Consider the following 14,085-nt stretch of genomic DNA (forward strand, 5'->3'; position numbering starts at 1 on the left):
GTCTGGACCGACGGGTTTGGCGACAGGGGGCTTGGCTCGGCGACCTGCGCCGCAACGCCGCCCGCGCTCGCGCCGACCGCTGCGGCGGTCACGATTCCGATCCAGTGGTTCGCGCGCGCCATGATCGCCAATCCCAATTTTGAAGCTTCACGCCAGCTATAAATCCGTCGCGACGCCCAAGGCCAGATGTTTGTTGCGTTCGCGTCCCATTCCCAGGCGGCTGTGACCTTTTTGCGGCGGCGCCTTGCCGACGTCTTGCTGAAAGATGACGGAAATTTCATCCGCGCGCCGTCTTTGCTTTGGCGCGGGTCAGGCCCATATTCCCGGGTGTCAGGCCCTGCGCCGACGAAGAACAGGAAAATGCGTCATGTCAATGTCGCCCGAAGAACGCCAGATGCTGACCGAATTGTTCGAACGCGTGCGCGGCCAGGCTGGCGCGCAGCGCGACAAGGAGGCTGAGACTTTCATCGCGGATGCTGTGCGCGCCCAACCCTACGCGCCCTATCTGCTCGCCCAGGCGGTCCTCGTCCAGGAACAGGCGCTGAAAGGCGCCGACCAGAAGATTCGCGATCTCGAAACGCGCCTCGCCCAGGCGCAGCAGCCCGCGCAGCAGGAGCCCCCGCAGAGCGGCGGCTTCCTGAGCGGTCTTTTCGGCGGCGGCGCCGCGCGTCCGGCCGCGCCGCAGCCCTCGCCGTGGGGCCAGCCCGCGCAGCCGCAGCCCGGCCCGCAGGCCGCCCAACCCGGCCCTTGGGGCGCGCCGCAGGCCGCTGGGGGCGGCGGAAGCAGCTTCCTCAAGGGCGCTTTGGGCGCCGCGGCCGGCGTCGCGGGCGGCGTGCTGCTCGCCGATACGCTGAAGGGCGTGTTCGGCGGCCATTCGGGCGGCGGCTTCATGGGCGGCGGCGGAGTCGGCGGCGGCGAGACCATCGTCAACAATTACTATGAAGAGCCGCGCGGCGGCGGACAGGACTACCAGGACGCCGGCTATCAGGACGACGGCGGCTATTCCGGCGACGACAGCTACGGCGGCGGGGACGACGTCTGACCTCCGGATCCGACATCCAGATCGCCCCGCTCCGGCGGGGCGAGAGCAGGTTTCCAGACAGAATAATTTTTTCATGGTGAGGAGGTCCGTTTCGAACCATGGCCTCGAAACGCGAGTTTGTCATCAAACTGAAGCCGCCCCGTCTCCCAACGGGGCGGCTTTTCAGCTTTCGGACGCCTTATCTCAGTTCGATGGGGCCGCGTCCTTTCGACGCAGACGCACCACCACGTCGATGCGGGCGATCTCCATGCCCTCGGGCGGGTCCGGCAGGTGGCGGAAGTCGATCAGTTCCTTGGGCACATCGACCAGAAGATGCGCCTCCTCGGTGAGGAAATGCTGGTGGTCGTCGATATTGGTGTCGAAATAGGTGCGCGCGCCGTCAATCGTCACTTCGCGCAGCAAGCCCGCGGACTTGAATTGATTCAGTGTGTTATAGACGGTCGCGAGCGAGATCTGCGCGCCGGAGGCCTGCGCCTCCTCAAACAGTTTTTCGGCGGTGATATGCCGGTCGCCGCGCCCGAACAGCAGCCAGCCCAGACGAATGCGCTGTTTCGTCGGCCTCAGGCCCACGGCGTCGAGCTTGCCGCGCAGGTCGTGCAGCGGGCATCCGTCCAGATCGCCCTTCGCCGGCTTGCGGGCGGCGCGCGCTCTTTTCGCAACTGGCGCGGACGCCGGTGGTTTTTCCATGCCATGTTTCCCGATCTTCCCGCCGTTCGCGGTCGATCGAGACTATAGGATTTTGCCGACGAGGGGACAACCGAACCTATCCGCCAACGTATCTGCGTCAGCTTGACCTGACGCACGGCCTTTCGGCGCGGATTGCGCTATGTTAGAAGGCGCGGTTTTCAATTCGCGGCGCGGGCCGCAAGCCATCGGGGGATCGGCCTAAAATGGGCGAAAGGCGCTTCAGCTTCGACTATCAGGATCTGCTTGCCTGCGGGCGCGGCGAATTGTTCGGCCAGGGCAATGCGCAATTGCCGCTGCCGCCCATGCTGATGTTTGACCGCATCGTCGAAATCAGCGAGGAGGGCGGCGCCAATGGCAAGGGCCACATCCGCGCCGAGTTCGACGTCAAGCCAGATCTCTGGTTCTTCGGCTGCCATTTCCAGGGCGACCCGGTCATGCCCGGTTGCCTCGGCCTTGACGCGCTCTGGCAATTGACCGGCTTCTTTCTCGGCTGGCTTGACCTGCCCGGCAGGGGCCGCGCGCTCGGCGTCGGCGAGGTGAAATTTTCCGACCAGGTGCTGCCGACCGTCAAAAAGGTGGTCTATGGCGTCGACTTCAAGCGCGTCATGAAGGGCAAGCTCAAGCTGGGCATCGCCGACGGCTGGCTCGAAGCCGACGGCAAACGTATCTACGAGGTCAAGGACATGCGGGTCGGCCTGTTTCAACCGGCCATCTGATTTTCGAGGGATCAGCGCCTTGAAGGCGCGGGAGTTGCAAGCATGAGGCGCGTCGTCGTCACCGGTCTGGGTATTGTCTCCTCTATTGGCGACAATGCCGGGGAAGTTCTCACCTCGCTGCGCGAGGCCCGCTCGGGCATCGTGCGGGCGGAAAAATATGCCGAGCTTGGCTTTCGCTGCCAGGTTCACGGACGTCCCAAGCTGAACCCGGCCGATGTGGTGGATCGCCGCGCCATGCGCTTCCACGCCGAGGGCACGGGCTGGAACCATGTCGCCATGGATCAGGCCATCGCCGATTCCGGGCTGGAGCAAGGCGACATTTCCAACCCGCGCACCGGCATCATCATGGGTTCGGGCGGTCCTTCGACCCGCACCGTGGTCGAATCGGCGGACCTGACCCGCACCAAGGGGCCGAAGCGCGTCGGGCCGTTCGCCGTGCCCAAGGCCATGTCCTCGACGGCTTCGGCGACGCTCGCCACCTGGTTCAAGATCAAGGGCGCGAATTATTCGATCGCCTCGGCCTGCGCCACCTCCTCGCATTGCATCGGCAATGCGGCGGAAATGATCCAGTACGGCAAGCAGGACGTCATGTTCGCCGGCGGCTGCGAGGAACTGGACTGGACCCTGTCCGTCCTGTTCGACGCCATGGGCGCCATGTCCTCGGCCTATAACGACACGCCGGAAAAGGCTTCCCGCGCCTATGACGCCGACCGCGACGGCTTCGTCATCGCCGGCGGCGCCGGCGTGCTGGTGCTGGAGGAATATGAACACGCCAAGGCGCGCGGCGCGAAGATCTACGCCGAACTCGCCGGCTACGGCCTGACCTCGGACGGTCACGACATGGTGGCGCCCTCGGGCGAAGGCGCCGAGCGCTGCATGCGCATGGCGCTCGAAACCTGCAAGATTCCGATCGACTACATCAACCCCCACGCCACCGCGACGCCGGTCGGCGACGCCAAGGAGATCGAGGCGATGCGCCGCGTGTTCGGCGCCGACAAATGCCCGCCGATCGCCGCGACCAAGTCCCTCACCGGCCATTCGCTCGGCGCCGCCGGCGTGCAGGAGGCGATTTATTCGCTGTTGATGCAGCAGAATAGTTTCATCTGCGAGAGCGCGAACATCTATAATCTCGATCCCGCCTTCGCCGACATGAACATTGTTCGCGCGCGGCAGGACAACAGGCAACTCGGCGCGGTGCTTTCCAACTCCTTCGGATTCGGGGGCACTAACGCCACCCTGATCTTCAAGCACGTTGATGCGTGAGCAACCGGACGCTTAAAGCAGAGGTCAGATGAACGTTTCCGCCAAGGGTCTGATGACGGGCAAGCGCGGCCTGATCATGGGCGTCGCCAACTCTCATTCCATCGCCTGGGGCATCGCCCAGGCGCTCGCGGCCGAGGGCGCGCACCTCGCCTTCACCTACCAGGGCGAGGCGCTGGGAAAACGCGTCGCGCCGCTGGCCGAGAGCGTCGGATCGAAACTGATCCTGCCCTGCGATGTCGAGGATCTCGCCAGCGTGGACGCCCTGTTCGCCACGCTGGAAAAGGAATGGGGGACGCTGGATTTCGTCGTCCACGCCATCGGCTTCTCCGACAAGAACGAGTTGAAGGGCCGCTATATCGACGCCACCACGCGTGAGAACTTCTCCCGCACCATGGTGATCTCGGCTTTCTCCTTCACGGAAGTGGCCCAGCGCGCCCAAAAACTCATGTCGCTTGGCGGCTCGCTGCTGACCCTCACCTATGGCGGCTCCACCCGGGTCATGCCCAATTACAATGTGATGGGCGTGGCCAAGGCGGCGCTGGAATCCAGCGTGCGCTATCTCGCCGCCGATCTCGGCGAGCAGGGCGTGCGCGTCAACGCCATTTCCGCCGGGCCGATTCGCACCCTGGCGGGCGCCGGCATTTCCGACGCGCGTTTCATGTTCAACTTCCAGAAGACGCACGCGCCGCTGCGCCGCACCGTCACCATCGAGGATGTGGGCGGCTCCGCGCTCTATCTGCTGTCCGACCTTTCGGGGGGTGTGACCGGCGAAGTGCATTACGTCGATGCCGGCTACAACATCATCTCCATGCCGCAACCCGGCAGCCTCAAGAGCGACGGCGAATAATCGTCAAGGCGTCGCGGAACCCAGGCCGGGCTCTCAAGCCCGGTTTTTTCGCGCCTTGACGGGCCTTTGCGCTCAGGCGCGGCCGGCGCGCGATCGCGCCTTGAAATTGGCGTGGGCCAAGTGGCGAAGGTCAACATCCCGTCTTTTCGGGCCAGAGGCAGAGATCGGCAATGAGACAAAGCGGGCAGGCGGGCTTGCGCGCCTTGCAGATGTAGCGGCCGTGCAAGATCAGCCAGTGGTGGGCGTGCAGCAGGTATTCGTCGGGAACGATGGCCAGCAGACCTTTTTCCACGGCTTCCGGCGTCTTGCCCGTGGCGAGCGGGATGCGGTTGGAGACCCGGAACAGATGCGTGTCCACGGCGATGGTTTTTTCGCCGAAGGCGATATTCAAGACCACATTGGCGGTCTTGCGCCCGACGCCCGGAAGACTTTGCAGGTCTTCCAGAGTCCGGGGAACCTGGCTGTCGAAGCGCGCGATCAGTTGCCGCGAAAGTTCGACGACGTTTTTCGCCTTGGCGCGAAACAGGCCGATGGTCTTGATCTTTTCCCGCACGGCGTCCTCGCCGAGCGCCAGCATTTTTTCCGGCGTGTCGGCGACAGCGAACAGGCCCTTGGTCGCGCGGTTGACTCCGGCGTCGGTCGCCTGGGCCGACAGCACCACGGCCACCAGCAGGGTGTAGGAGTTGAGGTAGTCGAGTTCGCCCTGGGGGTGCGGGTCGCGCGCGGCGAAACGCGCGAAAATTTCGCGGACGCGGGCGGCTTGGTCGGAGACTTGGGCGGCGGCTTTCGCGCCGCGCTTTCGGACTGTTTCCATCATGCTCTGAATTAAGTCATCGGCCGTCCCGGAACAAGCCGCCGCCTTGCCCCTGGGAATTTTGCCTAAAAAATCGGCGTGGAGGCCGTCAGACTTTGACTGAAAGCAATGTTGATCAAACCATCGCTTGATATTGGTGATGTCGTTTTGACCTTCGAAAGGGCGCCAGAGATTTCTATGCGTATGGAAGAGCGGGCGGAGGCCGCCCAATGTGCGTTTCTCGCGGCCTGTCGGCCCGAAACGGCGGAGTTCCTGTTGCAGGGCGCGTTCCTACAGAGGTTCCCCGCCCACACGCAATTGACCCGCGAAGGCGAGCGGGCTGACTTCCTTTACGTCGTGCTCGGCGGCGCTGTGGAGCTTTACGCCAGCTGGCGCGACCGTGAAACCACGGTCGTCGTCCTCGGGCCCAACGATGGCGTGATCGACGCCTCCGTTGTGCTCGATCAACCCTATCCGCAATCCGCGCGCACGCTGGAAGCCTCGCGCATCCTGATGGTGCCCTCGAAATCGGTGCGTCACGCGCTGGAGGACGATGGCGGATTCGCCGCCGCCTTCACGCGGGAGATCGCCCGCAGCTACAGCCAGATGGCGCAAGAGCTGAAGAATCAGAAATTGCGCACGAGTCTGGAACGGCTCGCCAACTGGCTGGTGCAGCGCGATCGCGAGACCGGCGAAACGCGCCGCCTTGTGATTCCCTTCGAAAAGAAAATCCTCGCGGCGCGGCTTGGCATGGCGCCGGAGGTGCTGTCGCGCTCTTTCGCCGCGCTCGCCAAGTTTGGCGTTCGCGTCGATGGCGCGCAGGTGACGATTCGCGATCTTCCCGCGCTGGAGGATCTCGCCGGCGCGGAAAAGCGCATGGTGGAAGAGGCGAGCTGAACCCTTATACGAAATCCGAATGATACATTCGGATTTCGTATTCCGTTCGCGCGGAATTCCGCCTTCGCGATCCAAGAAATTCTGCGCGAGTTGCTTTCGCGGATTGCGAAGCAATCTCGCGGAAACCGTATTATTCGTGCGGAAAGGTCAGAAGCGAGCGTAATTCCTGCGGACCGTGGGCGTCTTCCGGAAGCACATCCTCGGCGTCGGGTTCGGCTCGCGTCTCGATGATCGATTCCGGTTCGGCTTCGCCGGGTCGCGCGTCCTCCGAACTTGTCGCATCCGCCATTTGCGCGGCGAACGCATCGTCCGGCGTCGTTTCCTCGTCGGGGGCGTGACGGCTTCGTCGCCGTCCCCCGGCGTCTTCGCCGATGATGAGCGCGGTAAACTCCCGCGATCCATGGGCGGTTCTGGACTCATCCGACCGCGCGGCGGCCGATACGCGAGCATACGGATCAATCCGTTTTAACTGGGGCGTATCCATGGCGCGGCTCCCCCATCTCTGGTCATGACACAATAGGCCGGGAGCCTTGCCCCGGCCTTGCGTCGCGAGTCGAGGCGCGCCGCTTGTTCATCGATAATAGGTGGTCGGGTAATTCCGCGACGGATAGTAGGTCGGCGTCTCGTAGGTCGGCGTCTCCCAGACCGGCTGATTGATCGGCGGCGGCGGCGGAGGGGTCGCCGATGGCGGCGAGGGGACCGGCGGCGAGTAGACGGGCGCCGAGGTCGCCGGGGGATAATAGGCTTGGGCGACAACGGTCGTGGCTGGGGCTCGCGTCAGGATCGAGCCGGAAAATTGCGCGTCGGCCGCGCCCAGCAACCACGAGATCAAAAAGCAGGATGACAGCAGCAGGCTTAAGCGAAGCAACATGGCGACGCTCCTCAGTACTCGAGTTTCACTGTGGCCGATCCTACAACCGCAAGCTGGATCGAGGCCTGCGCTGGAGGAGTCCGATGCGACGGATGCGAATCGCTTGTCGTGACCCCGGATCGATCCGCCATCACATCCGCGTGTGGTTAACCCCTCCGCCTTGCCGCAGCCGTGTTGTTGCGTTCGAATCGCCTCGGCGCCGCCTGAACGAGCGCCAAAACGGGGAGGATTTCATGGCCGCCATCATGCAAACCAATGCGCCGCGCTGGGCTTACGCGGATCGGGTCAATCACGTCGAACTCGCGGATGTCCAACCCTGGTTCGACAAAGGTTTCAAGGATCTCGCGGCGGCGCCTTTCGCGAGCCTCGCCTATGGCCTGCTGTTCGCCTTGATCGGACTGGCCCTCGCCGGCCTGCTCTGGGCGACCGACGCGCTCTATCTGCTGTTGCCGGCTTGCTGCGGCTTCATGCTGGTCGGTCCGGCGCTCACGGTCGGCTTTCAGGCGATCAGCCGCGATCTCGAACAGGGCAAGACACCCTCGCTGCGCCAGGCGCTCGGCGCCTGGCGAGAGGATGCGCCGGCGGTTCTCGGCCTCGCCGGCCTTCTGCTCGGCGTCTTCCTGGTGTGGATGCGGCTGGCGCAAATTCTCTACGCGCTGGTGTTCCCGCCGCAGGTTGGGCCGACCCTGGACAGTTTGCTCACGGCGACCTTCACCACCAGCGGCGGGATGGAGTTCCTCGCGCTGTTCGCCCTGCTCGGCGCGGGTTTGGCGGCGGTGGTCTTCGCTGGCGGGGCTTTCGCCCTGCAACTGATGCTCGACCGGAAGGTGGGCCTGATGGAAGCCGTGCTGACGAGTTTCGCAGCCGTCGCCGCCAATCCCGGACCCATGGCGCTCTGGGCGGTCCTGCTCGCCGGCCTGGTGTTCGCCGGCATGGCGTTCTTCTCCATTGGTCTGGCCGTGAGCCTGCCGCTCGCCGGCCATGCCGCCTGGCATGCCTATCGCGCGGTCATCAAGCGATAGAGGCTCGCGCGGGGCCTGCGCTCGGGCCGCGATCTCGCGGAATTTTCGGCGCGGGCCTTGCGTGCGGCGGCCGCATCGTGGCGAGACCTTTCTGGCGATGGCTTCCGGCGCTATATCAATCCCACGCCAGACTGGAACAATGGGGTCGCCATGTGCGGACGGTTCGCGCTCACTTCGCCGCCGGAGGCGGTGCGGGCCTATTTTCGCTTTCTTGAGCAGCCCAATTTTCCGCCGCGTTACAATGTCGCGCCGACGCAACCGATTGCTCTCGTGACCGCGCGCCCGGACGGTCGGCATTTCATGCTGGCGCGCTGGGGTTTCCTGCCGGGTTTCGTCAAGGACGTGAAAAAGTTTCCGCTGCTGCTCAACGCGCGCGCCGAGACGATTGCCGAAAAACCCAGTTTTCGCGCCGCCCTGCGCCGGCGCCGCTGCCTTGTTCCCGCCGATGGCTGGTACGAATGGCGGGCCAATCTTTCCGGTCCGAAAACCCCGTTCCTGTTCAGCCGCGCCGGCGGCGGACTGCTGGCCTTCGCGGGTCTGTGGGAAACCTTTCTCGATCCTTCGGGGAGCGAAATCGACACCGCCTGCATCGTCACCACCTCGGCCAATGGCGCGACCGCCGCCATCCACGACCGCATGCCCGCGATCATCGAGCCCGAACATTTCGACGCCTGGCTCAACCCTGACGAAACCGTGGCGGCGCCGCTGTCGCTGTTGCGCCCGGCGCCGGACGAGTCGATCGTGTTCCACGCCATATCCACGCGAATCAATCGCGCGGACGCGGAGGGCGAAGACCTGCAAGCGGCTGTCTGAGCGCGACAGGCGCGATCTTCATGCTTCAGCGCCTGCGCCGAGGTTACAGGCTCAAAACCCCTTCGCCCACGATTACGCTGGCGCCGCCGACGCTGACCTGGGTCAGCGCGCCGCCCTCGATCCGGAGCGTCAGCGCAATCAGGCTGGGGCGGCCCATGGCGTGACCCTGCTCGATGCGAAGACCGTGCTCGCCATCCTCCGGGCGCTCGAATTTGTGCGCGACGGCGGCGAAGGCGGCGGCGGCGGAGCCGGTCGCGGGATCTTCGTGCGCGCCCAGACCGGGCACAAACACCCGCGCCTGCACGTGATTGGCGGGATCCGTCGTCTCTCGCGTGTAAAGGTTTATCGCTGGACGCTGCATCGGCAGAGCCGCCGCCAGACCCGCGATATCCGGCTTGACGCGGTTCAGCGCCGCGCGACTGGCGACGGGAACGAAGGCGAAGGCCAGACCGGCGCTGGCGAGCAGGGGCCGATGATCGTCAAAGCCGATGTCCTCGACCGCGAGTCCGAGGGACGCGGCGAGGCGCGGAATGTCGAACGGCGCGTCGATGATTTCCGGCAGGCGCGGCGCGACGAATTGCGCGTGCAAAACCCCTTTCACGCGCGAGACCTCGCAGACGATGGCGCCGACGTCCTCTTCCAGCACCACGCGCAAGGGCGCCTGTCCCAGTATGTCGCGCGCCCGCTCGAAGGCGATCAGGGCGCTCGCGCCGATGGTGGGGTGGCCGGCGAACGGCAGTTCGAGCGCCGGCGTGAAGATGCGCACACGCGCGGTATTGACGGGATCGCGCGGCTCCAGCACGAAAACCGTTTCCGACAGGTTGAACTCGCGCGCGATCTCCTGCATCCGCGCCGGTTCGAGGCCATCGGCGCCGAGCACCACCGCCAGCGGGTTGCCGGCGAGCGGGCGCTCGGTGAAGACATCAAGCAGGTGGTGCTTGAGTCGCATCGGGTTCCTCTTTCGCATCCGCCGCCGCCAGAGTGTTGTAGGCGCGGATCGAGGCCGGGATCAGGGTCAGGTAGAGCAGGCTGAGCACGATCAGCATCTGCATCGGGAAGAAGGCGAGCAGCACCAGCACGGCCGCCACCACGAACAGCACGAAAATGAATTTGTCGCGCGGCACCCGGCCGAAGCTCTTGCCGGAATAATGCGGAATCCGGCTCGCCATCAGCAGCGCCACCAGCAGCACGTAGATCGCTTCCAGGATGGAGACTTTTGGCGTGGCGTCGAAACCGAACACCAGATGCAGGTAGAGCGGCAGCAGCACCAGAATGGCGCCCGCCGGCGCGGGCATGCCGGTGAAGAATTTGGCCATCCAGGCGGGACGGTCGGGATCGTCGATCATGACATTGAACCGGGCCAGCCGCAGCGCCGCCGCTATGGCGAAGAACAGCACGGCGACCCAGCCGAGCGTTCCCAACTGATGCAGCGACCAGAAATACAGCACGAGGCCGGGCGCCACGCCGAAATCGATGAAATCGGCCAGCGAATCCAGCTCCGCGCCGAACCGCGTCGAGCCTTTGAGCGCGCGGGCGATGCGACCGTCGATGCCGTCGAGCACGGCGGCGACGACAATGGCGAGCACCGCGCTCTCGAAATGGCCGTCAACCGCGAGGCGAATGGCGGTCAGGCCCGCGCACAGCGCCAGCAGGGTGACGACGTTGGGAATGACGAAACGCAGCGGCAGGCCGCGCAGTCCGCGCGCCTTGAGTCTGGCGCGCGCGGGAGCGGCTTGGGTGTCTTGATCCATTTCAGGCGACCTTGTAAGGGCGTTCCTGGGCGGCCGGCCCGTAATCGGCGAGAACGGTTTCGCCGGCTGTGGCCCGGGAGCCCAAGCCGACCATGAGACGCGCGCCCGGCGGCATGTAGACATCGACGCGCGATCCGAACCGGATCAGGCCGAACCGGTCGCCGACGCCAAGGTTCTGGCCTTCGTGGACGAAGCTGAGAATGCGGCGGGCGATCAGGCCGGCGATCTGCACCACGGCGAACGTGCCCTGCGGCGCGTCGAGCAGCATGCCGTTGCGTTCGTTGTCCTCGCTGGCCTTGTCGAGATCGGCGTTGACGAACACGCCGGGCTTGTAGGCGATGCGCGTGACCCGGCCGGTGACCGGCGCGCGGTTCACATGGACGTCGAACACGCTCATGAAAATGCAGACGCGCTGCATCGGCTCCGGGCCGAGGCCGAGTTCCGGCGGCGGCGCGAACTGTCCGATCGAGCAGACATAGCCATCCGCCGGCGCGACGACCAGACCGTCCTGCACCGGCGTGACCCGCGCGGGATCGCGGAAGAAATAAGCGCACCACAGGGTCGCGATCGCTCCGATCCAGCCCAGCGGCGACCAGATGTAATGCAGGATGACGGCCGCGATACCGAACAGGATGATGAAGTTGCGTCCTTCCGGATGGATGGGGGCGACCTGCTTGCGGATGGATTCGATCATGGACATGAAAGGGGCCTCGGAAAAAAGTCCGGCGCTCTTGTGGCGCCAATTGCCGATAAAGTCACGCATCCCGACGACGCAGGCGCGGCCAGAGCGTGAGCCATTGCTTCTCGTTCAATCTCCGCTCGAAAGGCGCGGCCTTGGTTGCGCGGAAATCGGGCGTCGGACGCAGGACCAGATCGAAGAGGTCTTCCAGCCCGTAAGGCGCGCAAAGCGACAATTTGCCGTGGTCGAGTCGCACCGCAACCGCCGTCGCCGTCTCGGGCCAGTGGCGCAGGGCTTCTTCGAGGCTGCAGTAAGGACAATCGCCATTGCGCGCCGCCATCAGCGCCTGATTCTTGACGGACCAACGATATGCCGGCGCTTGCCGCGTCAGGGACGTTTCGACCGCCGTGTCGAGGGCGGCGGCGGCTTCTGGCGAATAATGAACGACATCGACATCGGCGGCTTCGACAGGGCTTGGACTTCCATGCAAATTGGCCCAAACCGCATTGCGGACAAAACCGGCTCCAATCCAGCAGGTTGTCGGCGAAAGGGCTGAAACGGTCTGGAGCGCCCGCCATCGCGCGGGATCGGCGACGAGAATCGCTGTCAATCGCCGCAAATCCGCCTCGGCGTTGCACATCAGTAATGCGGCGGGGGGCGGTCGGGCGCCGTGGTCTGGCTCAACCCCTGTATATCCTCGCGCAGGCGCAAGACTTCGCGCGTCAGCAGATCGATGCGCGCCCATTGGCTGGCGACGAGATCGCTCAGCTCCTGTATCGCGCGCTCCTGATGGGCGCAGAGCGATTCCAGGGCCTCGATGCGCTCTTCATGCGGCGCCATGATCTGTCCTTTTCATTTGCGGCCGAACAGTTTTTCGATGTCCGAGAGTTTCAGTTCGACATAGGTGGGACGGCCATGGTTGCACTGGCCGGCGCCGGGGGTGCGCTCCATTTCGCGCAGCAGCGCGTTCATTTCTTCCGAACTCAGCCGTCGGCCCGCGCGCACGGAATGGTGGCACGCCATGGTGGCCAGCACATGGTCGAGCTTTTTCTCCAGCGGCGCGGCGGCGCCGTCCTCGGCGAGGGAACAGGCGAGATCGCGCAAAAGGGCGTCGAGCGCGCCGATTTTCAACTCGGACGGCGTTTCATGCACGGCCACCGCGCCCGGCCCGAAAGGTTCGATGCTCAGGCCGAGCGAGGCCAGCAGCGGCTCGGCTTCGATCAGGCGCGCGGCGTCGGCGGGATCGAGATCGACGATATGGGGCGACAGCAGGGCCTGACGCGCCACGCCGGCCTCGGCGCGCTGCTTCTTCAGCCGCTCGTAGACGAGGCGCTCGTGGGCGGCGTGCTGATCGACCAGCACCAGCCCGTCGCGGGTCTGCGCGACGATGTAGGTTTCGTGCAACTGCGCCCGCGCCGCGCCAAGGGGCGCGTCGAGGGTTTCGTCCGTGAGGGGAGCGAGATGTGGCCGCGCGTCGGCGCAAGGGGATGGGCCAGACGCGGATTCCTCGAAGGCGAAGCCGGGGGCCTGCATTGGCGCCGGCGCCGGGGCGGCCGGCAACGCGCGCCAGTCCCAGTTTTTTGGCGCGGCGTCGCGATTGTGCGCGAACTTGTCGAGCGCGCGCGGGGCGAGCGAGGGCGTGGCGCGGTGCAGCGCCGAGGCCAGCGCCTGTTTCAGCGCGCCGATGACAAAACCACGCACGAGGCCGGAATCGGCGAAACGCACCTCCGCCTTGGCCGGATGGACGTTGACGTCCACTTGTCGCGGCGGGCAGTCGAGAAACAGGGCCAGCGTCGGGTGGCGGTCAGCGCTGAGAAAATCCATATAGGCGGCGCGGATCGCGCCGGCGAACAGTTTGTCCCGCACCGGGCGGCCGTTGACGAAGACATATTGCGCGGCGGCATTGGCGCGGTGCCAGGTCGGCAGGCCGGCGAACCCCCACAGCCGCAGGTCTTCGCGAACGGCCTCCACCTGCAAGGCGTTCTCGCGGAACTCGCGGCCGAGGACCTGGGTGAGCCGGGTCAGAAGCCCGCCGAATCCCTCGGGGCAAGCCTGATAGTCGAAGCCGGCGAGGCCGTCGCCGCCGAGCGAAAAGCGCACGCCGGGGTTGGCCATGGCGAGGCGCTTGACGACATCGGCCACGGCTTGCGCCTCGGCCCGCGCGCTCTTCAGGAATTTCAGCCGGGCCGGGGTTGCCGCGAACAGATCGCGCACTTCGACCCGCGCGCCAAACGGGAGGGCGGCGGGCCTGACCTCGCCGACCCTGCCGAACTCCACATCGATCCGCGCGCCGTGTGGCGCATCTTTCATGCGGGCCTGGATGTCCAGCCGCGCCACCGAGGCGATCGAGGGCAGGGCCTCGCCGCGAAAGCCGAGCGTGGCGATATTGGTGAGATCGCCATCGGGAATTTTCGACGTGGCGTGGCGCTCGACGCACAGCCGCAGGTCGGCCTCGTCCATGCCGGCGCCGTCGTCCACGATGCGAATCAGGCTCTGGCCGCCATTCTCGATGGTGACGTCGATCCGCGCGGCCCCGGCGTCCAGAGCGTTTTCCACCAGTTCCTTCACGGCGGCGGCCGGGCGCTCCACCACTTCGCCAGCGGCGATGCGGTCGGCCAGAATGGGATCGAGCCGGCGGATGGTCATGGCAAAGTCACGGGTCTGTCCCCTCTCCCCGCGCGCGGGGAGAGGGTTAGGGTGAGGG

General features: G+C 65.5%; 17 protein-coding genes. 7 read left to right on the forward strand and 10 right to left on the reverse strand.

The genetic code is table 11. From position 1 onward, the window contains the following. Positions 1 to 367: 367 nt before the first annotated feature. Positions 368 to 1,042, forward strand: coding sequence for a DUF2076 domain-containing protein (locus CCR94_RS09800; protein ID WP_244594018.1), 675 nt, complete (start codon positions 368 to 370; stop codon positions 1,040 to 1,042). 183 nt (positions 1,043 to 1,225) lie between these two features. On the opposite strand, the gene irrA is transcribed toward CCR94_RS09800, so the two are convergent. Then, positions 1,226 to 1,729, reverse strand: coding sequence for an iron response transcriptional regulator IrrA (gene irrA, locus CCR94_RS09805; RefSeq protein WP_104507690.1), 504 nt, complete (start codon positions 1,727 to 1,729; stop codon positions 1,226 to 1,228). Between the two features lie 203 nt (positions 1,730 to 1,932). On the opposite strand from irrA, the gene fabA reads away from it, so the two are divergent. From fabA to fabI, 3 genes are read left to right on the forward strand one after another with little or no spacing between them, the layout of a single operon-like run. Next, complete coding sequence (fabA, locus tag CCR94_RS09810; RefSeq protein ID WP_104507691.1) at positions 1,933 to 2,445, forward strand: 3-hydroxyacyl-[acyl-carrier-protein] dehydratase FabA; 513 nt, start codon at positions 1,933 to 1,935, stop codon at positions 2,443 to 2,445. Positions 2,446 to 2,487: 42 nt separating this feature from the next. Then, a complete protein-coding gene (gene fabB, locus CCR94_RS09815) occupies positions 2,488 to 3,708 on the forward strand; it encodes a beta-ketoacyl-ACP synthase I (protein WP_104507692.1) in 1,221 nt (406 codons plus the stop codon). A gap of 28 nt (positions 3,709 to 3,736) precedes the next feature. Continuing rightward, complete coding sequence (fabI, locus tag CCR94_RS09820; protein ID WP_104507693.1) at positions 3,737 to 4,555, forward strand: enoyl-ACP reductase FabI; 819 nt, start codon at positions 3,737 to 3,739, stop codon at positions 4,553 to 4,555. A 130-nt stretch (positions 4,556 to 4,685) separates the two neighbouring features. Here the strand turns inward: fabI and nth are convergent, their stop codons facing one another. Continuing rightward, a complete protein-coding gene (nth, locus tag CCR94_RS09825) occupies positions 4,686 to 5,369 on the reverse strand; it encodes an endonuclease III (protein WP_244594019.1) in 684 nt (227 codons plus the stop codon). 177 nt (positions 5,370 to 5,546) lie between these two features. Between nth and CCR94_RS09830 the strand changes: the two genes are divergently transcribed. Continuing rightward, positions 5,547 to 6,245 (forward strand): cyclic nucleotide-binding domain-containing protein, encoded by a 699-nt coding sequence (locus tag CCR94_RS09830; protein ID WP_158254696.1) that lies wholly within the window; start codon positions 5,547 to 5,549, stop codon positions 6,243 to 6,245. A 130-nt stretch (positions 6,246 to 6,375) separates the two neighbouring features. On the opposite strand, the gene CCR94_RS24510 is transcribed toward CCR94_RS09830, so the two are convergent. Both CCR94_RS24510 and CCR94_RS25035 read right to left on the reverse strand, forming a co-directional pair. Next, entirely contained in the window at positions 6,376 to 6,729 is a 354-nt protein-coding gene (locus tag CCR94_RS24510; RefSeq protein ID WP_146089938.1) for a hypothetical protein, read from the reverse strand. Between the two features lie 87 nt (positions 6,730 to 6,816). After that, positions 6,817 to 7,116 carry a hypothetical protein gene (locus CCR94_RS25035; protein WP_158254697.1) on the reverse strand — a complete coding sequence of 100 codons (300 nt, stop codon included), beginning with the start codon at positions 7,114 to 7,116 and terminating at the stop codon, positions 6,817 to 6,819. A gap of 233 nt (positions 7,117 to 7,349) precedes the next feature. On the opposite strand from CCR94_RS25035, the gene CCR94_RS09835 reads away from it, so the two are divergent. Then, positions 7,350 to 8,138: a DUF2189 domain-containing protein gene (locus CCR94_RS09835; protein ID WP_158254698.1), complete on the forward strand. Its 789-nt coding sequence runs from the start codon at positions 7,350 to 7,352 to the stop codon at positions 8,136 to 8,138. A 150-nt stretch (positions 8,139 to 8,288) separates the two neighbouring features. After that, positions 8,289 to 8,951 carry an SOS response-associated peptidase gene (locus CCR94_RS09840; protein ID WP_104507697.1) on the forward strand — a complete coding sequence of 221 codons (663 nt, stop codon included), beginning with the start codon at positions 8,289 to 8,291 and terminating at the stop codon, positions 8,949 to 8,951. Positions 8,952 to 8,994: 43 nt separating this feature from the next. On the opposite strand, the gene CCR94_RS09845 is transcribed toward CCR94_RS09840, so the two are convergent. From CCR94_RS09845 to mutL, 6 genes are read right to left on the reverse strand one after another with little or no spacing between them, the layout of a single operon-like run. After that, positions 8,995 to 9,900, reverse strand: coding sequence for a PhzF family phenazine biosynthesis protein (locus CCR94_RS09845; RefSeq protein ID WP_104507698.1), 906 nt, complete (start codon positions 9,898 to 9,900; stop codon positions 8,995 to 8,997). After that, positions 9,875 to 10,702: a CDP-diacylglycerol--serine O-phosphatidyltransferase gene (pssA, locus tag CCR94_RS09850; protein WP_104507699.1), complete on the reverse strand. Its 828-nt coding sequence runs from the start codon at positions 10,700 to 10,702 to the stop codon at positions 9,875 to 9,877. The genes CCR94_RS09845 and pssA overlap by 26 nt, the downstream gene beginning before the upstream one ends. 1 nt (position 10,703) lies before the next feature. After that, complete coding sequence (locus tag CCR94_RS09855; RefSeq protein WP_104507704.1) at positions 10,704 to 11,402, reverse strand: phosphatidylserine decarboxylase; 699 nt, start codon at positions 11,400 to 11,402, stop codon at positions 10,704 to 10,706. Between the two features lie 55 nt (positions 11,403 to 11,457). Further along, on the reverse strand, positions 11,458 to 11,991 hold the full coding sequence (locus CCR94_RS09860; protein WP_206605809.1) for a nucleotidyltransferase family protein: 534 nt from the start codon (positions 11,989 to 11,991) through the stop codon (positions 11,458 to 11,460). Between the two features lie 29 nt (positions 11,992 to 12,020). Then, positions 12,021 to 12,221 carry a SlyX family protein gene (locus tag CCR94_RS09865; protein ID WP_104507701.1) on the reverse strand — a complete coding sequence of 67 codons (201 nt, stop codon included), beginning with the start codon at positions 12,219 to 12,221 and terminating at the stop codon, positions 12,021 to 12,023. Positions 12,222 to 12,233: 12 nt separating this feature from the next. After that, positions 12,234 to 14,027 (reverse strand): DNA mismatch repair endonuclease MutL, encoded by a 1,794-nt coding sequence (gene mutL / locus CCR94_RS09870; RefSeq protein ID WP_104507702.1) that lies wholly within the window; start codon positions 14,025 to 14,027, stop codon positions 12,234 to 12,236. Positions 14,028 to 14,085: the final 58 nt, after the last annotated feature.

It is taken from the genome of Rhodoblastus sphagnicola (assembly GCF_002937075.1).
Lineage (GTDB): Bacteria > Pseudomonadota > Alphaproteobacteria > Rhizobiales > Beijerinckiaceae > Rhodoblastus > Rhodoblastus sphagnicola.

What these genes read in the sequence shown, in the direction of transcription:
- CCR94_RS09830 (WP_158254696.1), top strand. Translation starts at nt 5,547, where the DNA reads ATGCGTATGGAAGAGCGGGCGGAGGCCGCCCAATGTGCGTTTCTCGCG.
- pssA (WP_104507699.1), bottom strand. Translation starts at nt 10,702, where the DNA reads ATGGATCAAGACACCCAAGCCGCTCCCGCGCGCGCCAGACTCAAGGCG.
- CCR94_RS24510 (WP_146089938.1), bottom strand. Translation starts at nt 6,729, where the DNA reads ATGGATACGCCCCAGTTAAAACGGATTGATCCGTATGCTCGCGTATCG.
- nth (WP_244594019.1), bottom strand. Translation starts at nt 5,369, where the DNA reads ATGGAAACAGTCCGAAAGCGCGGCGCGAAAGCCGCCGCCCAAGTCTCC.
- fabI (WP_104507693.1), top strand. Translation starts at nt 3,737, where the DNA reads ATGAACGTTTCCGCCAAGGGTCTGATGACGGGCAAGCGCGGCCTGATC.
- CCR94_RS09855 (WP_104507704.1), bottom strand. Translation starts at nt 11,402, where the DNA reads ATGTCCATGATCGAATCCATCCGCAAGCAGGTCGCCCCCATCCATCCG.
- CCR94_RS09835 (WP_158254698.1), top strand. Translation starts at nt 7,350, where the DNA reads ATGGCCGCCATCATGCAAACCAATGCGCCGCGCTGGGCTTACGCGGAT.
- CCR94_RS09865 (WP_104507701.1), bottom strand. Translation starts at nt 12,221, where the DNA reads ATGGCGCCGCATGAAGAGCGCATCGAGGCCCTGGAATCGCTCTGCGCC.
- fabB (WP_104507692.1), top strand. Translation starts at nt 2,488, where the DNA reads ATGAGGCGCGTCGTCGTCACCGGTCTGGGTATTGTCTCCTCTATTGGC.
- CCR94_RS09845 (WP_104507698.1), bottom strand. Translation starts at nt 9,900, where the DNA reads ATGCGACTCAAGCACCACCTGCTTGATGTCTTCACCGAGCGCCCGCTC.
- CCR94_RS09840 (WP_104507697.1), top strand. Translation starts at nt 8,289, where the DNA reads ATGTGCGGACGGTTCGCGCTCACTTCGCCGCCGGAGGCGGTGCGGGCC.
- fabA (WP_104507691.1), top strand. Translation starts at nt 1,933, where the DNA reads ATGGGCGAAAGGCGCTTCAGCTTCGACTATCAGGATCTGCTTGCCTGC.
- CCR94_RS25035 (WP_158254697.1), bottom strand. Translation starts at nt 7,116, where the DNA reads ATGTTGCTTCGCTTAAGCCTGCTGCTGTCATCCTGCTTTTTGATCTCG.
- mutL (WP_104507702.1), bottom strand. Translation starts at nt 14,027, where the DNA reads ATGACCATCCGCCGGCTCGATCCCATTCTGGCCGACCGCATCGCCGCT.
- irrA (WP_104507690.1), bottom strand. Translation starts at nt 1,729, where the DNA reads ATGGAAAAACCACCGGCGTCCGCGCCAGTTGCGAAAAGAGCGCGCGCC.
- CCR94_RS09800 (WP_244594018.1), top strand. Translation starts at nt 368, where the DNA reads ATGTCAATGTCGCCCGAAGAACGCCAGATGCTGACCGAATTGTTCGAA.